The sequence below is a fragment of the Saccharibacillus qingshengii genome, assembly GCF_013185195.1.
Lineage (GTDB): Bacteria > Bacillota > Bacilli > Paenibacillales > Paenibacillaceae > Saccharibacillus > Saccharibacillus qingshengii.
Map to the genome: position 1 here is coordinate 15,262 of NZ_JAAZWC010000039.1, position 15,737 is coordinate 30,998.

Annotated in this window: 12 protein-coding genes and 1 rRNA gene; all 13 read right to left on the reverse strand. The window is 49.3% G+C overall.

The features are described from left to right. Window positions 1–42 precede the first annotated feature (42 nt). Window positions 43–1,509 carry an MOP flippase family protein gene (locus tag HRQ60_RS21680; RefSeq protein ID WP_172200206.1) on the reverse strand — a complete coding sequence of 489 codons (1,467 nt, stop codon included), beginning with the start codon at window positions 1,507–1,509 and terminating at the stop codon, window positions 43–45. A 30-nt stretch (window positions 1,510–1,539) separates the two neighbouring features. Further along, on the reverse strand, window positions 1,540–2,670 hold the full coding sequence (locus HRQ60_RS21685) for a glycosyltransferase (RefSeq protein WP_172200209.1): 1,131 nt from the start codon (window positions 2,668–2,670) through the stop codon (window positions 1,540–1,542). A 31-nt stretch (window positions 2,671–2,701) separates the two neighbouring features. Next, window positions 2,702–3,844: a glycosyltransferase gene (locus tag HRQ60_RS21690; protein WP_172200212.1), complete on the reverse strand. Its 1,143-nt coding sequence runs from the start codon at window positions 3,842–3,844 to the stop codon at window positions 2,702–2,704. Further along, entirely contained in the window at window positions 3,837–5,183 is a 1,347-nt protein-coding gene (locus tag HRQ60_RS21695; protein ID WP_172200215.1) for an O-antigen polymerase, read from the reverse strand. The genes HRQ60_RS21690 and HRQ60_RS21695 overlap by 8 nt, the downstream gene beginning before the upstream one ends. A gap of 39 nt (window positions 5,184–5,222) precedes the next feature. Further along, window positions 5,223–6,563: a UDP-glucose dehydrogenase family protein gene (locus tag HRQ60_RS21700; RefSeq protein ID WP_172200218.1), complete on the reverse strand. Its 1,341-nt coding sequence runs from the start codon at window positions 6,561–6,563 to the stop codon at window positions 5,223–5,225. A gap of 32 nt (window positions 6,564–6,595) precedes the next feature. After that, a complete protein-coding gene (locus HRQ60_RS21705; protein ID WP_172200221.1) occupies window positions 6,596–7,756 on the reverse strand; it encodes a glycosyltransferase family 4 protein in 1,161 nt (386 codons plus the stop codon). A 68-nt stretch (window positions 7,757–7,824) separates the two neighbouring features. Then, entirely contained in the window at window positions 7,825–8,472 is a 648-nt protein-coding gene (locus HRQ60_RS21710) for a sugar transferase (protein ID WP_172200238.1), read from the reverse strand. Between the two features lie 105 nt (window positions 8,473–8,577). Then, window positions 8,578–9,219: a CpsD/CapB family tyrosine-protein kinase gene (locus HRQ60_RS21715; protein WP_172200223.1), complete on the reverse strand. Its 642-nt coding sequence runs from the start codon at window positions 9,217–9,219 to the stop codon at window positions 8,578–8,580. Window positions 9,220–9,283: 64 nt separating this feature from the next. Beyond that, the gene (locus tag HRQ60_RS21720; protein WP_216671666.1) at window positions 9,284–10,498 is read right to left on the reverse strand and encodes a glycosyltransferase; all 1,215 of its coding nucleotides are present in this window, start codon (window positions 10,496–10,498) and stop codon (window positions 9,284–9,286) included. Window positions 10,499–10,510: 12 nt separating this feature from the next. Next, window positions 10,511–11,266 (reverse strand): YveK family protein, encoded by a 756-nt coding sequence (locus tag HRQ60_RS21725; RefSeq protein WP_172200229.1) that lies wholly within the window; start codon window positions 11,264–11,266, stop codon window positions 10,511–10,513. A 783-nt stretch (window positions 11,267–12,049) separates the two neighbouring features. Then, window positions 12,050–13,228 (reverse strand): right-handed parallel beta-helix repeat-containing protein, encoded by a 1,179-nt coding sequence (locus HRQ60_RS21730; RefSeq protein WP_172200232.1) that lies wholly within the window; start codon window positions 13,226–13,228, stop codon window positions 12,050–12,052. Window positions 13,229–13,566: 338 nt separating this feature from the next. Beyond that, entirely contained in the window at window positions 13,567–15,210 is a 1,644-nt protein-coding gene (locus HRQ60_RS21735) for a glycosyl hydrolase family 28-related protein (protein WP_172200235.1), read from the reverse strand. A 450-nt stretch (window positions 15,211–15,660) separates the two neighbouring features. Continuing rightward, window positions 15,661–15,737, reverse strand: a 5S ribosomal RNA gene (gene rrf / locus HRQ60_RS24150); the annotation flags it as partial.

Consider the following 15,737-nt stretch of genomic DNA (forward strand, 5'->3'; position numbering starts at 1 on the left):
GCCCTCCCTCAAAGTGTGTGAATTTAGTTTACGTACTCACCGTCATTTTGCTAACTTAGTTTTACTTATAAGCCTATTCTTAACGTTTTGAAACAATTCTTTATTGAAAAGGAAGAGCACGGCCACATAAATCAAGGCTCCGAGCGCTACCTGGATAATAAAGTTGGCCTGCTGCGAGAAGACGGCAACGGACAGATAATTCAGGAACACGACGCCTCCGACCATGATCATGCCGTAAGCGAGTCCCGGCGCCATACTGCGAACATAATCCCGTAGACAAGGTCCGATCATCCGGCGCATGGCGTAATGATATTGGATCACCATCAAAATAAGCTGAATGACCACGTACGCGACACAGGTTCCCATAATGCCCCACACATAAGTACCGATCGCAAGTCCCGGAACTTGAACGCACATGCCCATCAGCGTATAGCGGAAGTACATATCGGTCCGCCCTTTGGCTTGAAGCAGCGGCTGAATCGGGACAATCAGCGAACGAAGCAGCATCGCAATCGCCAAGACCTGGATCAACGTGATACTCGGCTCCCATTTGGCTCCGAAAATGAACGGTACGAGCATTGGAGCGGTAACGAGCAGCCCCAGATAGATCGGTGCGTTCAGATAACTGACCAGAGCGATCGTTTTGATATAACCGCTGCGCAGCCGCTCCATATTGTCCTGCATTTTGGCGTAGATCGGCAGACTGACGGTATTGATCAGCGGTGTCAGCTTCAGCACGGGCATCGTGCAGAGCTGGAACGCGAACGAATAATAACCGAGTGTCTGCGTGCCGTAGATCCGTCCGATCAGGATATAGTCGATATTGGACATCAGCGACTGGATCACGTTGGACGACATTTGGTAAACGCCGAAGCTGAGATATCCTTTCAGATCTTTGTTGGCGAAATGCAAAGCAGGCGTCCATTTTTTCCACCCCTGCATCACCAGCAGACCGGATTTGACGAAAGCATTACCCAGATTGGACAGAACCAGCGCGTACACGCCCATTCCGGCGAGCGCGCCGCCTACCGCCAGTACGAACCCAACAAAGTAGGAAACGATCTGGATTTTGGCGATATTGTCGAATTTGAGTTCTTTGCGAAACAGCACTTCAAACTGTTGACCGAACGCGGGCAGCAAACACAGCAGCGCCATCCAGCGTACCGGGTTGAGCAGTTCCGGTTCTTGATAGAACCATACGACCAGCGGTGCCGAGAAAAAAATGACGGCTGCAATAAAAGCTCCGGTGGCCAGATTAAGTATGTAAAGACTCGACAAATGATTTCGGCTGACGTCCTGACGGTGAATGATTGCGTTCGATATGCCTACGTCGGTCAGATTGACCGCCGCGGCCACGACAACCATAGTCATGCTCATCAGCCCGTAATCGACCGGACTCAGAATTCGGGATAAAGCGACCAGCTGAAGCAGCTGAATAACAATGGTAACGATTGTCGCCACACTCGACCATTTCGCCGCTTTGATCCCTTTATTTTTTAACGAAGACATGTCGCCACTCCTTTGATTGCGTTTCTGGATCTATAGGTTGTCAATAAAATTCAAAAGGGTGTTAACCTTCGCTTCCCAGGCATGGCTTTTGGCCATATCCCGAATCGTATTCCGGTCTGACTTGGCTGCCAAAGCTTCTTCCACCTTCAGCGGCAGTTCCGCGCTCTCGCGGTAGAAATGCAGGAATTTCTCCTGGCGTCGCAGCAGCTCCGGCGTCTCGGTTACCACCACGGGAAGCCCGGCGGCCGCATATTCATACAGCTTCATCGGACTGCGGCCCGCATTGGCGGCATGATTGCTGAGCGGCAGCAGCGCCACGTCCGAATGCTGCAGATAAGCCGGGACGGTCGCATACTTTTTGGCTCCCAGGAAATGCACATTGGCGAATGCCGCGAAATCCCGTTTCGTTTCTTCGTTCACCGGACCGATGATAACGAGGCTGACTTCCGGCTTTTCTTTGGCCAGAATTTTGAGTCCGGTCAGATCAAGCCGTTCGTCAAGCGCACCTACATATACGGCCCGCGGACCCGAGATCGGCTTCAAATCTTCCGGTTCGACGGTCGGAGCGGAAAAATGTTCGTATTCGACGCCGTTCTCGAGCAGCAGCGTGGGCACAGCCGGATTGTATTCGCGCAGCTCCGACAGCACCGGACCCGACGTGGAGACAAGCCCGTCGACCACGGACATCAGCGTGCGTTCGGCCGAAGCGATCGAAGAATCTCCGGTCATTTTGCTGTAAATATCCGTAGGACGGTAAATGGTGACTTTGGGCGAGACCAGTTTCTCCAGCCCGACAAATCGCGGCTGGTCGATCAGTAGAAGATCCACTGAAGGCATATGGTTATCCTGCATGACTTTTTTGATAGCCGGCAGCATCCAGTTTTTTCGAGTCCGCTTGAAAATCGGACCCGCGATCTCCCAGGGAAGCAGCGACATCGGCACGGAATTGACGACTGCCGTCGTATCTACGCGTTTTCCTTGAAGAATACGAAAACGCGCCTGGATATCGCGGTCTTTCCATTTCAACAGATGGAAAGGACTGAGCGGAGTACTGACGTGGATGACCGTGTGACCCAGCTTTTCCATCTCCCTTGACAGGTGATGGGAGCCGACGACGAACGGACTGCCCATATACGTATGGCTTGCAAACATAATATTCATTGCGGCTCTCCTCCTTTCGTTTTTTGAATCCTCAAGCTTCGACCTTGCGGCTGTCGCTGCGCGCCGTATGACCGGCCGTACGCCCCGCCGCTACGCTTTTGACTTCGTCCAGCGTCTCGTAGGCGCATTTCTCCCAAGAGAAATTCGCGGCCTGCGCCAATCCTTTTTGCTTCATTTCGTTTCTCAATTCGGGATCGCCCATAACTTTGGCAATTTTCTGCGCAATATCTTCGGGACTGTTCGGGTCGCAGTACAATACGGCGTCTCCGCAGACTTCCGGCAGCGAAGCCGTGTCAGATACGACAACCGGACATCCGCAGGCCATGGCTTCCAGCGGAGGAAACCCGAATCCTTCATAGAAGGAAGGGAATACGAAGCAGGATGCGCTGTCGTACAGCGTGCGCAGTTCTTCGTCTTCCACATATCCGACATGGCGGACGTTATCGCCAAGCTCCGTATCGGCGGATTTGAAAATTTTCGGATTCGTTCCGCCGGCGATCACGAAGTCGAATCCCTGATCGCCGATCAGCTCGGCGGCCCGGACGATGGAGCGGAAGTTTTTGTTCGGGCTCTGACTGCTGACCGCCAGGACGAACGGCCGCTCCAGTCCTTGTTCAGCCGGAAATTTCGGTGCGGTTCCTGTCTGAAGAACATGTTCTTTGCCGTGGTAAATGACTTTGATCTTGTCGCTGCGGATTCCGCAGTGCCGCACCAGCTCTTCTTTGGAATTGCTGGAGCAGGTCAGGATCAGGGGCGCCGTGCGTCCCAGCGTCCGGAACATCAGCTTGTACCACAATTTGAACGCAGCGGAGTACGTGTCGGGCACGGAGTAGACAGCCGCATCGTGCAGCGTAACCGCCTGTTTGCGTTTGAACAGCGGCGCCGCATTGCACAGATTAAGCAAGAAACCGTCTTTGGCCAGACTCGGCAGCGAGATCTGCTCCCATAATTGTCCGTTGAAACGTCCCTCTTGTCTGACTTCCATATGCCGGGTACCCAGCTCGTGAATGTCGCCGGTCGGCGCCAGTACGATAAATTCGTAACCTCGAACGGCAGGGTCGTCCCTGCCGATCAAGCGATCGATCGTTCGAAGCAGCTCGTACGCATACCGCTGAACGCCGGTTACGGAAGCTTTGAGAAATCGGCCGTTGATATAGATACGCGTTTTACTCACCGGCTCCCACTCCTTTCAGCCGCCAACTGGTCAGCTTTTTTCGGTTGTAATGAAGAATAAGCGTAAACACGAGAATGACAATCCAACATGGGAAGAAGCGGCCGCTGCCGAAGTAGAAATACCGCGGAATTTCCAGGACCCCTACCAGCCAGATCGGATAGATCATCATGCCGAACGTGTGGCCTTTTTTGAAATGGTTATACAGCACCCCGGTGAAGAATCCGACGATCACCCAGAATACCAGCCCTCCGGAAAAACCAAAATCGCTGTAAGGTTGCAGCAGACCGGACGGATTGTTGAACTCCGGGTTACCCATGGTAGCGAGCGTATTGTTGATAACCTCCTGCGGTTCGAATCCGTAGATCGATTCGTACGCATTGTCGGGCACACCCGGGAACTTCCAGATAAACTCTGCCGTGGAGCTTGGGAACGGCAGCCAATGGAATCCGAGATGCTGGAAGTACAGCGTCCCCGTGTTGATCGCCGTCACGTAATAACCGAAGAACCGGGTAACGACAAACTCCCAGAAAGAAGGATAATAGTTGACGTAATAGCTGAGCCACGAGCGGAAATACTCGCTGACACCGAAGAAACCGATAAGCGCCACGACTCCGACAATCGGATATATGCTGATTCCGGGAGTTCTGCGGTTCATTTTGGCACGCATGGAGAAGTAGACGACGGCAGCCGGGACCAGAAATTCCATAATCGCCAGGCGTTCCAGGAAGAAGATCGCCCGCATCAGCGTCAGCACGAACACGGCAGCCAACATCCATATGTAAATCTTCTTCTTGTTATAAAACAGGTAGTAGCTCGTCAGAATAACGAACGGAATGCCGAAGTTGGTAAATGAAGTTACACCGGCTACGTTCTCGAAACTTTCCTTGATACCGTAAACGGCTCCCGGTTCTCCGCTCAATACATTCAAGAACAAGCTTAAGGTGAATCCGCTGCGAAGCATAATCAGGAACCAGACGGCATAGCCGAACATGGTGAATCCGAACAGCAGGCCGATCCACATCTTGATGAAAGAGTCTTTTTTGACCATCACTTCGCTGAACGCGTTCGAAGGTTTGGTTCCCCGACCCGCGAGGGAAGCGAGAATGCCGCCGAGTACGAAGCAGCAGACCGGAAGGATGGAATAAATAATATTCGATTCGTTAATAAACTTGTCTACCCGGTAAAAGGAAAGGTAGCTGTCCGCCGTAATGAAGTAGGCACCGATCAGAATAAAAGTCATCAGCAGTGCAAAAATGATCGTCGGATTCAGCCACCAGATTCGTATGCCTTTTTCCGACTGATTGTTTTTCAAAGTATTGCGCGGTGTTCCGCTCTGCATCGTCCGCTCCTCCTCTCTGCCATAATGGAAAGCCCCGGATTAGTCCGAGGCCACCGAATTGCGAAACGGCGACAGACTTTCCAGTTCCGGCCGTCCGATCGAATAATATTGGAAATCGGTATCCGCCAGCTGTTCTCGCGAGTAGACATTCCGTCCGTCGATCAGGATCGGCTGTTTCATTACTCCGTTCAGCTGCTTCAGATCGATCTCTTTGAATTCCGACCAGTCCGTCAACAGGCAGAGCGCATCGGCACTTTCTGCGGTTTCGACAGCGGTATCGCACCACTGTACATCCGATTCTTGCGGGAAGAAGCGGCGGAAGTTCTCGGTTGCAATCGGATCGTAGGCTTTGACAATAGCCCCTTCGCTCAGAAGCGTCTGAATAATATCGAGTGCCGGCGCTTCGCGTACGTCATCCGTATTCGGCTTGAACGCCAATCCCCAGATTCCGACCGTTTTGCCCTGCAGGCTGCCGAGCGAATGATTCAACTTGGCGATAATGTTGAATCTTTGGTCATTGTTGACTTCAACCACCGACTTCAGCAGTTTGAATTCGTAATCCACGTTGCCCGCGATTTGGATCAAGGCATGGGTATCTTTCGGGAAGCACGAACCGCCGTAGCCGATTCCCGCCTGCAGGAACGAAGAACCGATTCGCTTGTCATAGCCCATTCCCTGAGCCACATGAGTGACATCCGCGCCTACTTTTTCGCAGATATTCGCAATCTCGTTGATGAACGAAATCTTGGTGGCCAGGAACGCGTTCGAAGCATATTTGATCATTTCCGCACTGCGTACTTCCGTAACCATGATTTCGTCAGTCAGCGGTTTATGCAGTTCGGTCAGCGTAGCTGCGGCACGTTCGCTGCTCGTTCCGATGATAATCCGATCGGGACGCAGCGTATCCTTGACCGCCGAACCTTCGCGCAGAAACTCCGGAATCGATACGATATCGAACGGATGCGGACTCAGCTGGCTGACAATTTTCTTGATCTTGTCGTTGGTGCCGACCGGAACGGTACTTTTCGTGACGACGATTTTGTAGCCGTTCATTGCCAGAGCGATATCCTGAGCTACCTGCTCGACGTATTCGAGATTGGCTTCGCCGCTTGCGAGCGAAGGCGTACCTACGCAGATGAACACCACATCCGCTTCGCGGACTGAGTTCGTCAGATCGGAAGTAAACTTCAGATTGCCAAGCTGCGTATTTTTTTCGATCAGTTCCTGCAGGCCCGGTTCGTAAATCGGTACTTCGCCTTTATTAAGCCGCGCCACCTTGTCGAGGTCTTTGTCGACGCAGGTGACTTCATTGCCAATCTCGGAAAAGCAGACACCTGATACCAAACCAACATAACCCGTTCCTATAAATGTAAGTTTCATGGAAACATTTCTCCTTTGAATTGAGAGTCGGATTAAAGCACCCGTGTAATCATTCTTTCCGCGCCGAAATGCCGTCCGTCCTCATGCTGCTTGTTGTGAATATGAGTCTGCAGATTCTGTCTGAACACTTCCGGCGAGAAACGCATCGCATTCTTGCGACAATTCGCCGGCAGAATTTTGCTGCTCTCCTGTTCAAACTGTTCGACCGCCGCGATCATTGCTGCCGGACTTTGCTCTTTGTAGAACACGCCGGTCGGATGGATCTCGTCGAGGCCTTTCACCGTTTCCAAAGCTCCGCCTTTTCCGTAAGCGATCACGGGCGTTCCGCACGCTTGTGCTTCAACCGGCGTAATCCCGAAATCTTCTTCTGCCGCAAATACGAAAGCCCGGGCACGCTGCATATGATCGACCAGCACTTCATCCGGCTGATAACCGAGAATTTGGATATTGGCCGACTTGAACTTGCGTACTTTTTCCATATCCGGACCATCTCCGATAATGACCAGTTTCTTATCCGGCATCTGGGAGAACGCTTCGGCGATCATATCCATTTTCTTGTACGGAACCATCCGTGAAGCGGTGAGGTAAAAGTCTTCCTTGTCTTCGCGAGCCGTAAAAGCGGCCACGTTCACAGGCGGGTAAATGACCGAAGCTTCCCGGCGGTAGACTTTCCAGATCCGATTGGCGATAAACTGGGAATTGGCGACGAAGTGATCGACACCGTTGGAAGTCCGATAATCCCACATCCGGATGCGGCTCAGAATCATTTTGGCCATGGTTCCTTTCAGCCCTTTGTCCAGACCCGACTCTTTCAGATACTGCGGCTGCATATCCCAGGCATAACGGATCGGAGAATGCACGTAAGAAATGTGCAGCTGATCCGGCCCGGTAATAACGCCTTTGGCTACCGCATGCGAACTGGACAAGATCAAGTCGTACGACGACAGGTCGAACTGTTCGATCGCAAGCGGCATCAGCGGCAGATATTGACGATATTTCTTTTTGGCGAGCGGCAGTTTTTGCAGGAAAGAAGTATGTACCGTTTTCCCGCGCAGGAATCCTCTGTCTTTTTCGGGCATAAAATCAACCAGACTGTAGATTTCCGCTTCGGGGAAAATATGAATCATCTGCTCCAGCACTTTTTCAGAGCCGGCATAACTGGTCAGCCAATCGTGTATAATCGCGACTTTCATTCGGATTCACCCTTTCTGTCTTGTTGTTGGGTAGGCTTTCTATCGTCGGGTCGGTCCGAGGCTGCCTGTTAATAGGCTCCTCTTTTGAGCAGAACGCTTACGACGGTTGCGAAAAGAATCCGGATATCCAGCCAGATCGTGCGATGGTAGACATAATAGAGTTCAAGATCGACGCGTTCGGGATAACCGACATCGCTGCGTCCGCTAACCTGCCAATATCCGGTGACACCCGGTTTGACCGACAGCAGATCGGTTTTGCGGTCTTTGTACTCTTTCAGTTCCTGGGCTACAATCGGACGCGGTCCGACCAGGCTCATCTCTCCTTTGAGTACATTCAACAGCTGCGGCAGTTCATCCAGGCTGGTTTTGCGAAGGAAACGGCCAATCGAAGTAATGCGCGGGTCTTCGTCTTGTTCCAGTTTGTAATTGTTGGCCACATACTTTTGGAACAATACCGGGTCTTCTTTCAGCCTCTGCTCCGCGTTGGTCGCCATAGAGCGGAATTTGTAAATGCTGAACATATTGGAGTTTTTCCCGAATCTTTTTTGTTTAAAAAACACCGGTCCGCTGCGATCTTCAATCTTGATCAATACGGCCAGTACGAGAAATAAAGGCGATAGCAAAATCAGACCGATTAGGGAGGCCACCAAATCCATACTTCGTTTGGTTGCGTTAAATACGATTCCCCGGTTCCAGGTTAGATTTCGGAAAGCCATCTCGTTATATTCTGTCGCTTCGGCATCGTTGTTGACTACACTCATGATTTCCCCTCCATTTATCTTGGATGTCTTCGGTTGTCTTTGGATGTCGAGTCGGCAGAGTTAAGCTTTGTTCAGCACCACGCCGAGGATATGGGCATTCACATGATCCATTCCTCTTTTGACTTTCTTGAGTTCTTCTTTGGTTACTTTGCCTTGATGGGCGACCAATACCACGCCGTCCGACAAGGTTCCGAGAATTTGGGCGTCCGATACGACCAGCGCAGCCGGCGAATCGAGCAGAATAACGTCATAATAACCGGCTACTTCTTTCAGCAGCTCCTGCATCTGGTCCGAACCGAGAATTTCGGAAGGATTCGGAGGAATCGTTCCCGCCGTGAGTACCGACAAATTCGGAATGGCCGTTGTCGAGACTGCTGCTTCCAAGCCGCATTGTCCGCTCAGTACATCCGTGAGTCCCCGTTTATTCGAACGCGGAAACACTTTTTGCAGAGAAGGATTTCTCAAATCGGCATCGATCAACAGTACCTTTTTGTTCTCCTGCGAATAAGAAACCGCGAGATTCGTCGCCGTTGTCGTCTTGCCTTCCTGATTGCCCGCCGAAGTAACCAATAAGACTTTCGAAGAACGTCCCATGGAAGAGAAACGGATATTCGTCCGCAGCGTTCGGTACGATTCCGAAGCTTCCGCGCTCGAATTTTTGTTGGCTACCAGATACGTTCCGCTGCTCATCGCTCTAGTCATCGTTTTCATCGCCTGCCTTTAATTTGGAATAGGTGAATAGTTTGCGTTGTATCGCAACGAATGCTTATAAAATGTGTTGGGCTTCGCCGACGGACGGAAGCATCGCTTCCTGCCAGAGCCGATCGCCGGTAACTTGTTTGGAAAGCACCATTTTGTACAGCTCTTCCATCTTGCGCGTTTGTTCATACAGGTCAAACTTCCGGCTTACCCGAACGCGGCCGTATTCGCTGAATGATTTCCACAGGTCGCGATCCGTCAACAAGCGTTCGATGTACGAACTGAGTTTAGCCGCATCGCGTTCCGGAGCCAGATAACCGGTTCTGCCATGTTCGACCGCTTCCGGAATTCCTCCGGTTGCAAAGCTGGCAACGGGAAGTCCCATCGCTGCCGCTTCAAGGAAGACCATACCCAATCCTTCTTCGGCTCCGTTCTCTGCTCTTACGCTGGGAACACTGAATACGCGGGCCTGATTCATCCATTCGCGTACAACGTCGGGAGACTGGGTGCCAAGGAATCGGTAGCGGGTCAACTTCGATGCCGCCCGTTCTTCCAATTCGCCGCGCAGAGGACCGTCACCGATAATAATCAATTCCGCTTCGGGATTGCTGCGCTGCACTTCGGCCATGGCATCGATCAGGTACGCGCAGCCTTTGACTTCAACCAGGCGTCCTACAAATAACACGGCGTCGCGGCGTTGGATCGTGGAATCGGGAGTGAAGGTTTCCGTGTTGATTCCGATATAGTGACGAATCACTTTCTCCGGCGGATAACCCTGGCTGAGCAGCTTGCTGCGGATAAAATCGGAGACTGCAATAAAAAGAGCTCCTTTTTGCTGCAGTTTCGGACGCTGTTTTAGATAATTTCGATGGGTATAATAAGATTTTCTGGCGTACTCGTCTTTGGTCGTAGCGTCGTAACCATGAAAAGTAACGATAAGAGGAATTTTGAGTTTTTCCGCAATCGGCATGGCCAGACAACCTTCCGGACCGAAATGGGCGTGGATCAATCGGGGCTGGATCGCTTTGAGGCGTCGGGTCAGGACACGGCCGGGACCCATAAGTTTGAACTCGAGTTCTTTTCTTCGGCCCGCTATGCCTCCCGTGTTGATAATAATCTGCTTATCCGTTTCGATCTGAAGCCCAGGTACAAGACGGGAACCCATAAAATAAGAATGAAAAGACTCAAAACGTTCAGCCTGACTTTTGATGAAAGTCTCGGACGGCGGAAGAATTTGATCCCGATAGATGAGAACGGGAAGCTCGGGTTGGATAAATTTCATGGGCACCCTCGATTATCTCTGCTCGTTGGCAGTGCGCAGTACGGACGTTTCTTCCGGTTGTCCTGAATAGTTGGCCTGCTGATTTTTCAAATCGCTTTTTGCAATCCGTTCGACTTTGGCAAGGACAGGAAGACTAAGCGCATTTTCGACATCGAACTCCGTTTTGACCGAGTCATCCAGATACTCAAGCAGGAAGACAATGCCGAATCCCAACATAAGTCCAACCACAAGGCTCAGGATAATCAGCATTTGCCGATGATCATTAACGGGCTCCGGCGAACGGTTCGGGTCGGCTGCATTAAGTACGCTGACATTGCTGACTTTCATGATTTCGGGAATTTGGCTGATAAAAACATTTCCTGTCGAGTTGGCGATCGTAGCAGCCGTTTCGTAAGAAGGAGCTTCTACCGATACATTGATCACCTGCGTATTTTGCGTCGAATCGATCATCAGTTTGTCGCCGACTTGCGTCGAAGTAAGATTCAACTCCGGGTGGCGTTCCACGACAAGTTTGGTAATCGAATCGGAAGTAATGATTTTTTTATACGTATTGATCAATTTTAGGTTGGCTTCGATGGAACTCGAATCGACCTGGGCTTGACCCGTACTGGTGATCGAAGGTTCGTTGACGATCAAATCGACCGAGGCCCGATAAAGCGGCTGGTATTTCATGTTATACACGATTGCGGCTGCAAAGCAGACCAGTACGGTTAGTACCAGTACCCACCATCTTTTTTTAATGACGCTTAGATACTCTTTTAATTCCATGAACAATCCCTCCGTCTTCGTAAAATAGAAATGAGCGGCAGCCGTAAGCGGCTTGGCCATAAGTTAACGCAGCATCATAAGAATCCATTCTGCTGCAAGTTATAGACTCGAATATCCTATAGAGCTAAAGCAAACTGTAAAATAAATGAAATGAAAATGTAAAAATGATGACTTGTGTAAAATACTTGGAATTCTCTTACATTTTCAAAAGTGTAAACGTGAAATCCGAACCTTTGCCGTCTATCCGGCGATATCCGGGTTCGTCAATCAAATGCTGCTCTATTTCGTTAAACCAGGTTAAATGAAACGATTATGTAAACCATGCGAATTCGCCGTGATCCACTCCCTTCCGTCATGCAGCCCTCTTTCTTTCAGAAGAAGTTTCTCACGCTGTAGATGCCAAAAGTCCCTATGATATTTTTTTGCTATCACTTTGTTTTTTCGCCAACCCCTTTCATGTTGTTTGCGCTGGCGAATTTGCTAGGCTGCTAACAAAAGTCTGTAGCCAGCTTTGCTTTTTCCGAAAATTGTTAACAGATTATTCACCAATTCTTTTCAAAAAATTAACTTCGCTTTGCTGTCTTTCGATTTACCTTTGCAATGCTAGTTTATAAACCGCCTATTTTGGCTTGAATCATTTTCGATTTCTTTACGTCCGTTTTGGTTCTAATTACCTATACTTTACCCACAAGCAAGCAGACTAATTTACCTATTTTAAGTGAACAAGCAAGCTAGTATAACAAAAAGAAGCCGGACACAAATATCCGACTTCTTTTTTGTAATTCAGAACCCTGTATTGCCTTCGGAATGAATGGTGCCGCTTTTGAAGTTTGTTGCCAATCCTTTCGTATTTTCGAGTTTATTCGCGTCGAAATAGATATTGCCGATCTCTCCGCTCCCCCATACTCCGATCCCTCCGTGCACCGAATCACTGATCGTATTTCCGTTAAACTTGATCTCATCAATATTGCCCTGAGAAGCATATACGAGAATATTGGGGTGTTCTCCGGCTATGCGTGTCCCTGTATGTTCGATCGTGTTGCCGCTAATACTTACGTCTTTGACATTCCGCGTATCCCATTCTTTTTCCACCGAGATGTAAATGCCCGCCATCTCCGTATCGCGAATCTGATTATTTTCGATCTTCACGTTCTCCCCACCTACAACAGAGATGCCGCGTGCTTTCGATCCGTATCCTACATCGTTGTCGCGAATAGTAATGTCGCTTGTGGTCTGCGAGTTCTCTTCATAACTGACTACCGCGATCGTATCGTCTCCCGCTTCGCGTACACTGTTTTCGGTAATCGTTACTCCGGTGCTTCCATTCGTAATATGTATCCCGTCTGCACCGGTATTTCGAAGAGAGTTCCCTGTAATCGTGCCGTTCGAAGACTCATCGCCTACAAAAATGCCTGCAGTACTCGACTTATCGATCAGCAGATTCAGAATTTTGAAATTGCTGGCGCCCTTTACCGTAATGCTATTTTTGTCGTTGGCTCCATTGCCGCGTTCGACTGTTGTCTCGTATACATGGGCAAACCCACTGAGTACAGCGCCGTCTCCTTGCATATCGATCGATCCGTTCTCCGGATTAGTGGAGGTCAGAATGGCTTTATCGCTTCCATCACCAAGTAGGCTGACTCCGTTTACCGTCAAAATCCCGCTTAACCGATAATTGCCTGGCGGAATATATACGGCCTTCTTTTGTTCGGCGGCCCGATCGAGTACGGCTTGAATAGCGGACAAGTCGTCGGTATCATCATCGGGTGTCGCTCCTTCATCCACAATCGATAGAGCTCCTTCCGGAATTTCGATCGCGGGCGCTTTTTCCGTCACTTCTTCTGTTTTGTCCGTTTTTGCTTCTTCTTTCAAAAATACGGCTCCTCTCCATATCGCCAGAACCGCAGCGACCAGTACGACGACGGAGATCACCCACCATACTTTTTTTGATTTTCTGTTCATAGGCTTCTCCTTCACTCCTTTGTTTCTCTTTATTCTTGCTATCCAAGCGTACAACTTTTTCAATACTCGATTCAAGCGGACCTTTTTCTCAAGAATTGTTCCTTTTCTGTTTCAGGGTATTGAAAAGAGGTTAATTTAGGACTAGTGTTATATAAACATCTGAATCTAATCTTAAGCACAGCCCCTGATAAATACGCAAAAAAGCGGATGCCGGCTGCAGCCGATATCCGCTTCTCTCTTGCCTTAACCCTCTGATTATCTCGCTTGTTCACCCAATGCTTTTCTCGCCCATTCACTCTTTCAAACTCTTCTGGATTTAAAATATTCCAATCCTTTTTTTAAAAACCCACATTTTGATTCAATTTAATTTTCCCATTTGTGAATGTTGTCGCTTCTCCGACTCGGTTAATCAATGTGTTTTTGTTGAACGTTATATTTTGAATCGATCCGCTTCCCCAGACCCCAATTCCGCGATGAGCCCCATTTTTGATTATGTTGTTGTTAAACACTACGTTGTCTACGATCCCCTGCGAAGCATATACCAATACGTTCGGATGATTCTGCGGTTCTGCAATCCCTGTATGATTGATCATGTTATTGGAAACGGTTATACGATCCACATTACGTGTGTTATAAGAAGCCTCTACCGCAATATAAACCCCGGCCATGTTGGTATCCTGAATCGAATTGTTCGAAATGGTTACATCCGTTCCGCCTACCACTGCAATTCCCCGTGCTTTGGATCCGTAACCGACGTTGTTTTTGCGAATCGTAATATGATGGGCAGGCAAAACATCGCTATCGATATAGCTGACAACTGCAATCGTATCATCTCCGGCTTTGCGCACTGTGTTGTTCTCCACCGTAATATAATTGCTTCCACCCGTCATATGAATCCCATCGGCTCCTGTCGAATCCAAGGTATTGCCGCTCACAATCCCGTTGGTTGAACCATAGGTAACCATAATGCCCGCCGTACTTGATTTGCTGACATATACGTTTTGAATTTTAAAGTTTTTGGCGCCGCGCACCGTAATATTATTCTTCTCATTGGATCCGTCTCCGCGAGGAACGGTAGTTTGGTAAGCGTGCTTCAGATTGCTTAATTCGGCTCCGGTTCCTTTGAGATCGATCGAACCCCGTCTAGGATCGGTCGAAGTGAGCGTAGTCAGAAACTTTCCGGCTCCCTGCACTTTAACTCCATCAATCGTCAAAATTTCGCTCAAGACATAATTGCCTGCCGGTACATATACCGGTTTGTTCAAAGATTTTCCCGCATCAATAGCCGCTACAAAAGCTGCATAATCATCGCCCGAATCATCGGCTTTGGCTCCATAGTCCAAAACGGATAGGACCGAAGACGGTTTGAGACCCGCTGCGGATGTTTTGGCCGAAGCCCCCAAGCTTGCCGAAGTATTGGACCCCGTATAGACAATGTTGGGCTGCCAAAGAGTATGGTCATAGTTGGAGTCTGTACGTTTATTTACGACAAACGAAATTTCAGTCCCTGGTTCAACAGATATTTTTGAGACATCGGTCGGTTTTACTGCAGTCGTGTTCGTAAGGATAGAACTCCAAAGCGTTTCTCCATCTTTTTTGATACTTACTGCTACTCCATCGCCTTCCGGACTGCCTTTTTGCACACTGCCGGTAATCGAGATCGTACCTGTTCCGGGCGAAACCCATTTGCGTACCGCATCAAAATTCTGATCCGGATGGAGGGCCGTCGCCGAAACCCAGGGATAACCCTGAGGAGCTGCCCACCGTTTATTGTTTTTATCATAAAGAAGTTCCAAATAGGCGGTGCCCGCTAATTTCTCGTAATACCACTGATTGGCTCCTTGTTTAACGGTATCAAATTCTTGCGAAGCCGAATAGGTACGTGTAGTTTGACTCGTTTGCGCAGAAGCAGTGCCCGCGAAACTTGCTCCTAATCCTAACGATACAGCAACTAAACCCGACAAAAATTTACGTTTATTCAAAATGTACCTCCCCAAATACTTGATTGCGGCGTAACAGCCTAGTCTCTAATTCAGGTGCGTTTTTACTACAGGATGGATCCTGTTTCTATCTATGTGGTCGTTCTTATTCATGCGAAGAAAGATAAGACGGAGCTTAGCGGAATGTTTGTCATTCCTACAGTGGATATGAAGTTGATCTGGAGGTTAGGGCCTTCCTCATCCTGGATGATCTAAGCCGATCTGTCGCTCTCCTACAATCTCAAAAAAATCCCTATCTTAAATAATATCGGCGCTTTCCAAGACATTGTTTAGACCCAAATCCCATTCTACTATAAATCGAAAGAAAAAGTGACAATTTCGACATTATTTTTTCGCAAATTCCCTGAAATTTTACAATTAGACATGACTTAACGCAAATACAAACACAAAAAAAGCCTTTACCGTGATTACGGTAAAGGCTTTTTCTTTTCAGCTTGGCAGCTTCCTACTCTCCCAGGACCCTGCGGTCCAAGTACCATCGGCGCTAGAGGGCTTAACGGTCGTGTTCG

Bases quoted from the DNA above. Each gene is read 5' to 3' on its own strand.
- HRQ60_RS21680 (WP_172200206.1), bottom strand. From the start codon at position 1,509: ATGTCTTCGTTAAAAAATAAAGGGATCAAAGCGGCGAAATGGTCGAGT.
- HRQ60_RS21685 (WP_172200209.1), bottom strand. From the start codon at position 2,670: ATGAATATTATGTTTGCAAGCCATACGTATATGGGCAGTCCGTTCGTC.
- HRQ60_RS21695 (WP_172200215.1), bottom strand. From the start codon at position 5,183: ATGCAGAGCGGAACACCGCGCAATACTTTGAAAAACAATCAGTCGGAA.
- HRQ60_RS21700 (WP_172200218.1), bottom strand. From the start codon at position 6,563: ATGAAACTTACATTTATAGGAACGGGTTATGTTGGTTTGGTATCAGGT.
- HRQ60_RS21705 (WP_172200221.1), bottom strand. From the start codon at position 7,756: ATGAAAGTCGCGATTATACACGATTGGCTGACCAGTTATGCCGGCTCT.
- HRQ60_RS21710 (WP_172200238.1), bottom strand. From the start codon at position 8,472: ATGGCTTTCCGAAATCTAACCTGGAACCGGGGAATCGTATTTAACGCA.
- HRQ60_RS21715 (WP_172200223.1), bottom strand. From the start codon at position 9,219: ATGACTAGAGCGATGAGCAGCGGAACGTATCTGGTAGCCAACAAAAAT.
- HRQ60_RS21720 (WP_216671666.1), bottom strand. From the start codon at position 10,498: ATGAAATTTATCCAACCCGAGCTTCCCGTTCTCATCTATCGGGATCAA.
- HRQ60_RS21725 (WP_172200229.1), bottom strand. From the start codon at position 11,266: ATGGAATTAAAAGAGTATCTAAGCGTCATTAAAAAAAGATGGTGGGTA.
- HRQ60_RS21730 (WP_172200232.1), bottom strand. From the start codon at position 13,228: ATGAACAGAAAATCAAAAAAAGTATGGTGGGTGATCTCCGTCGTCGTA.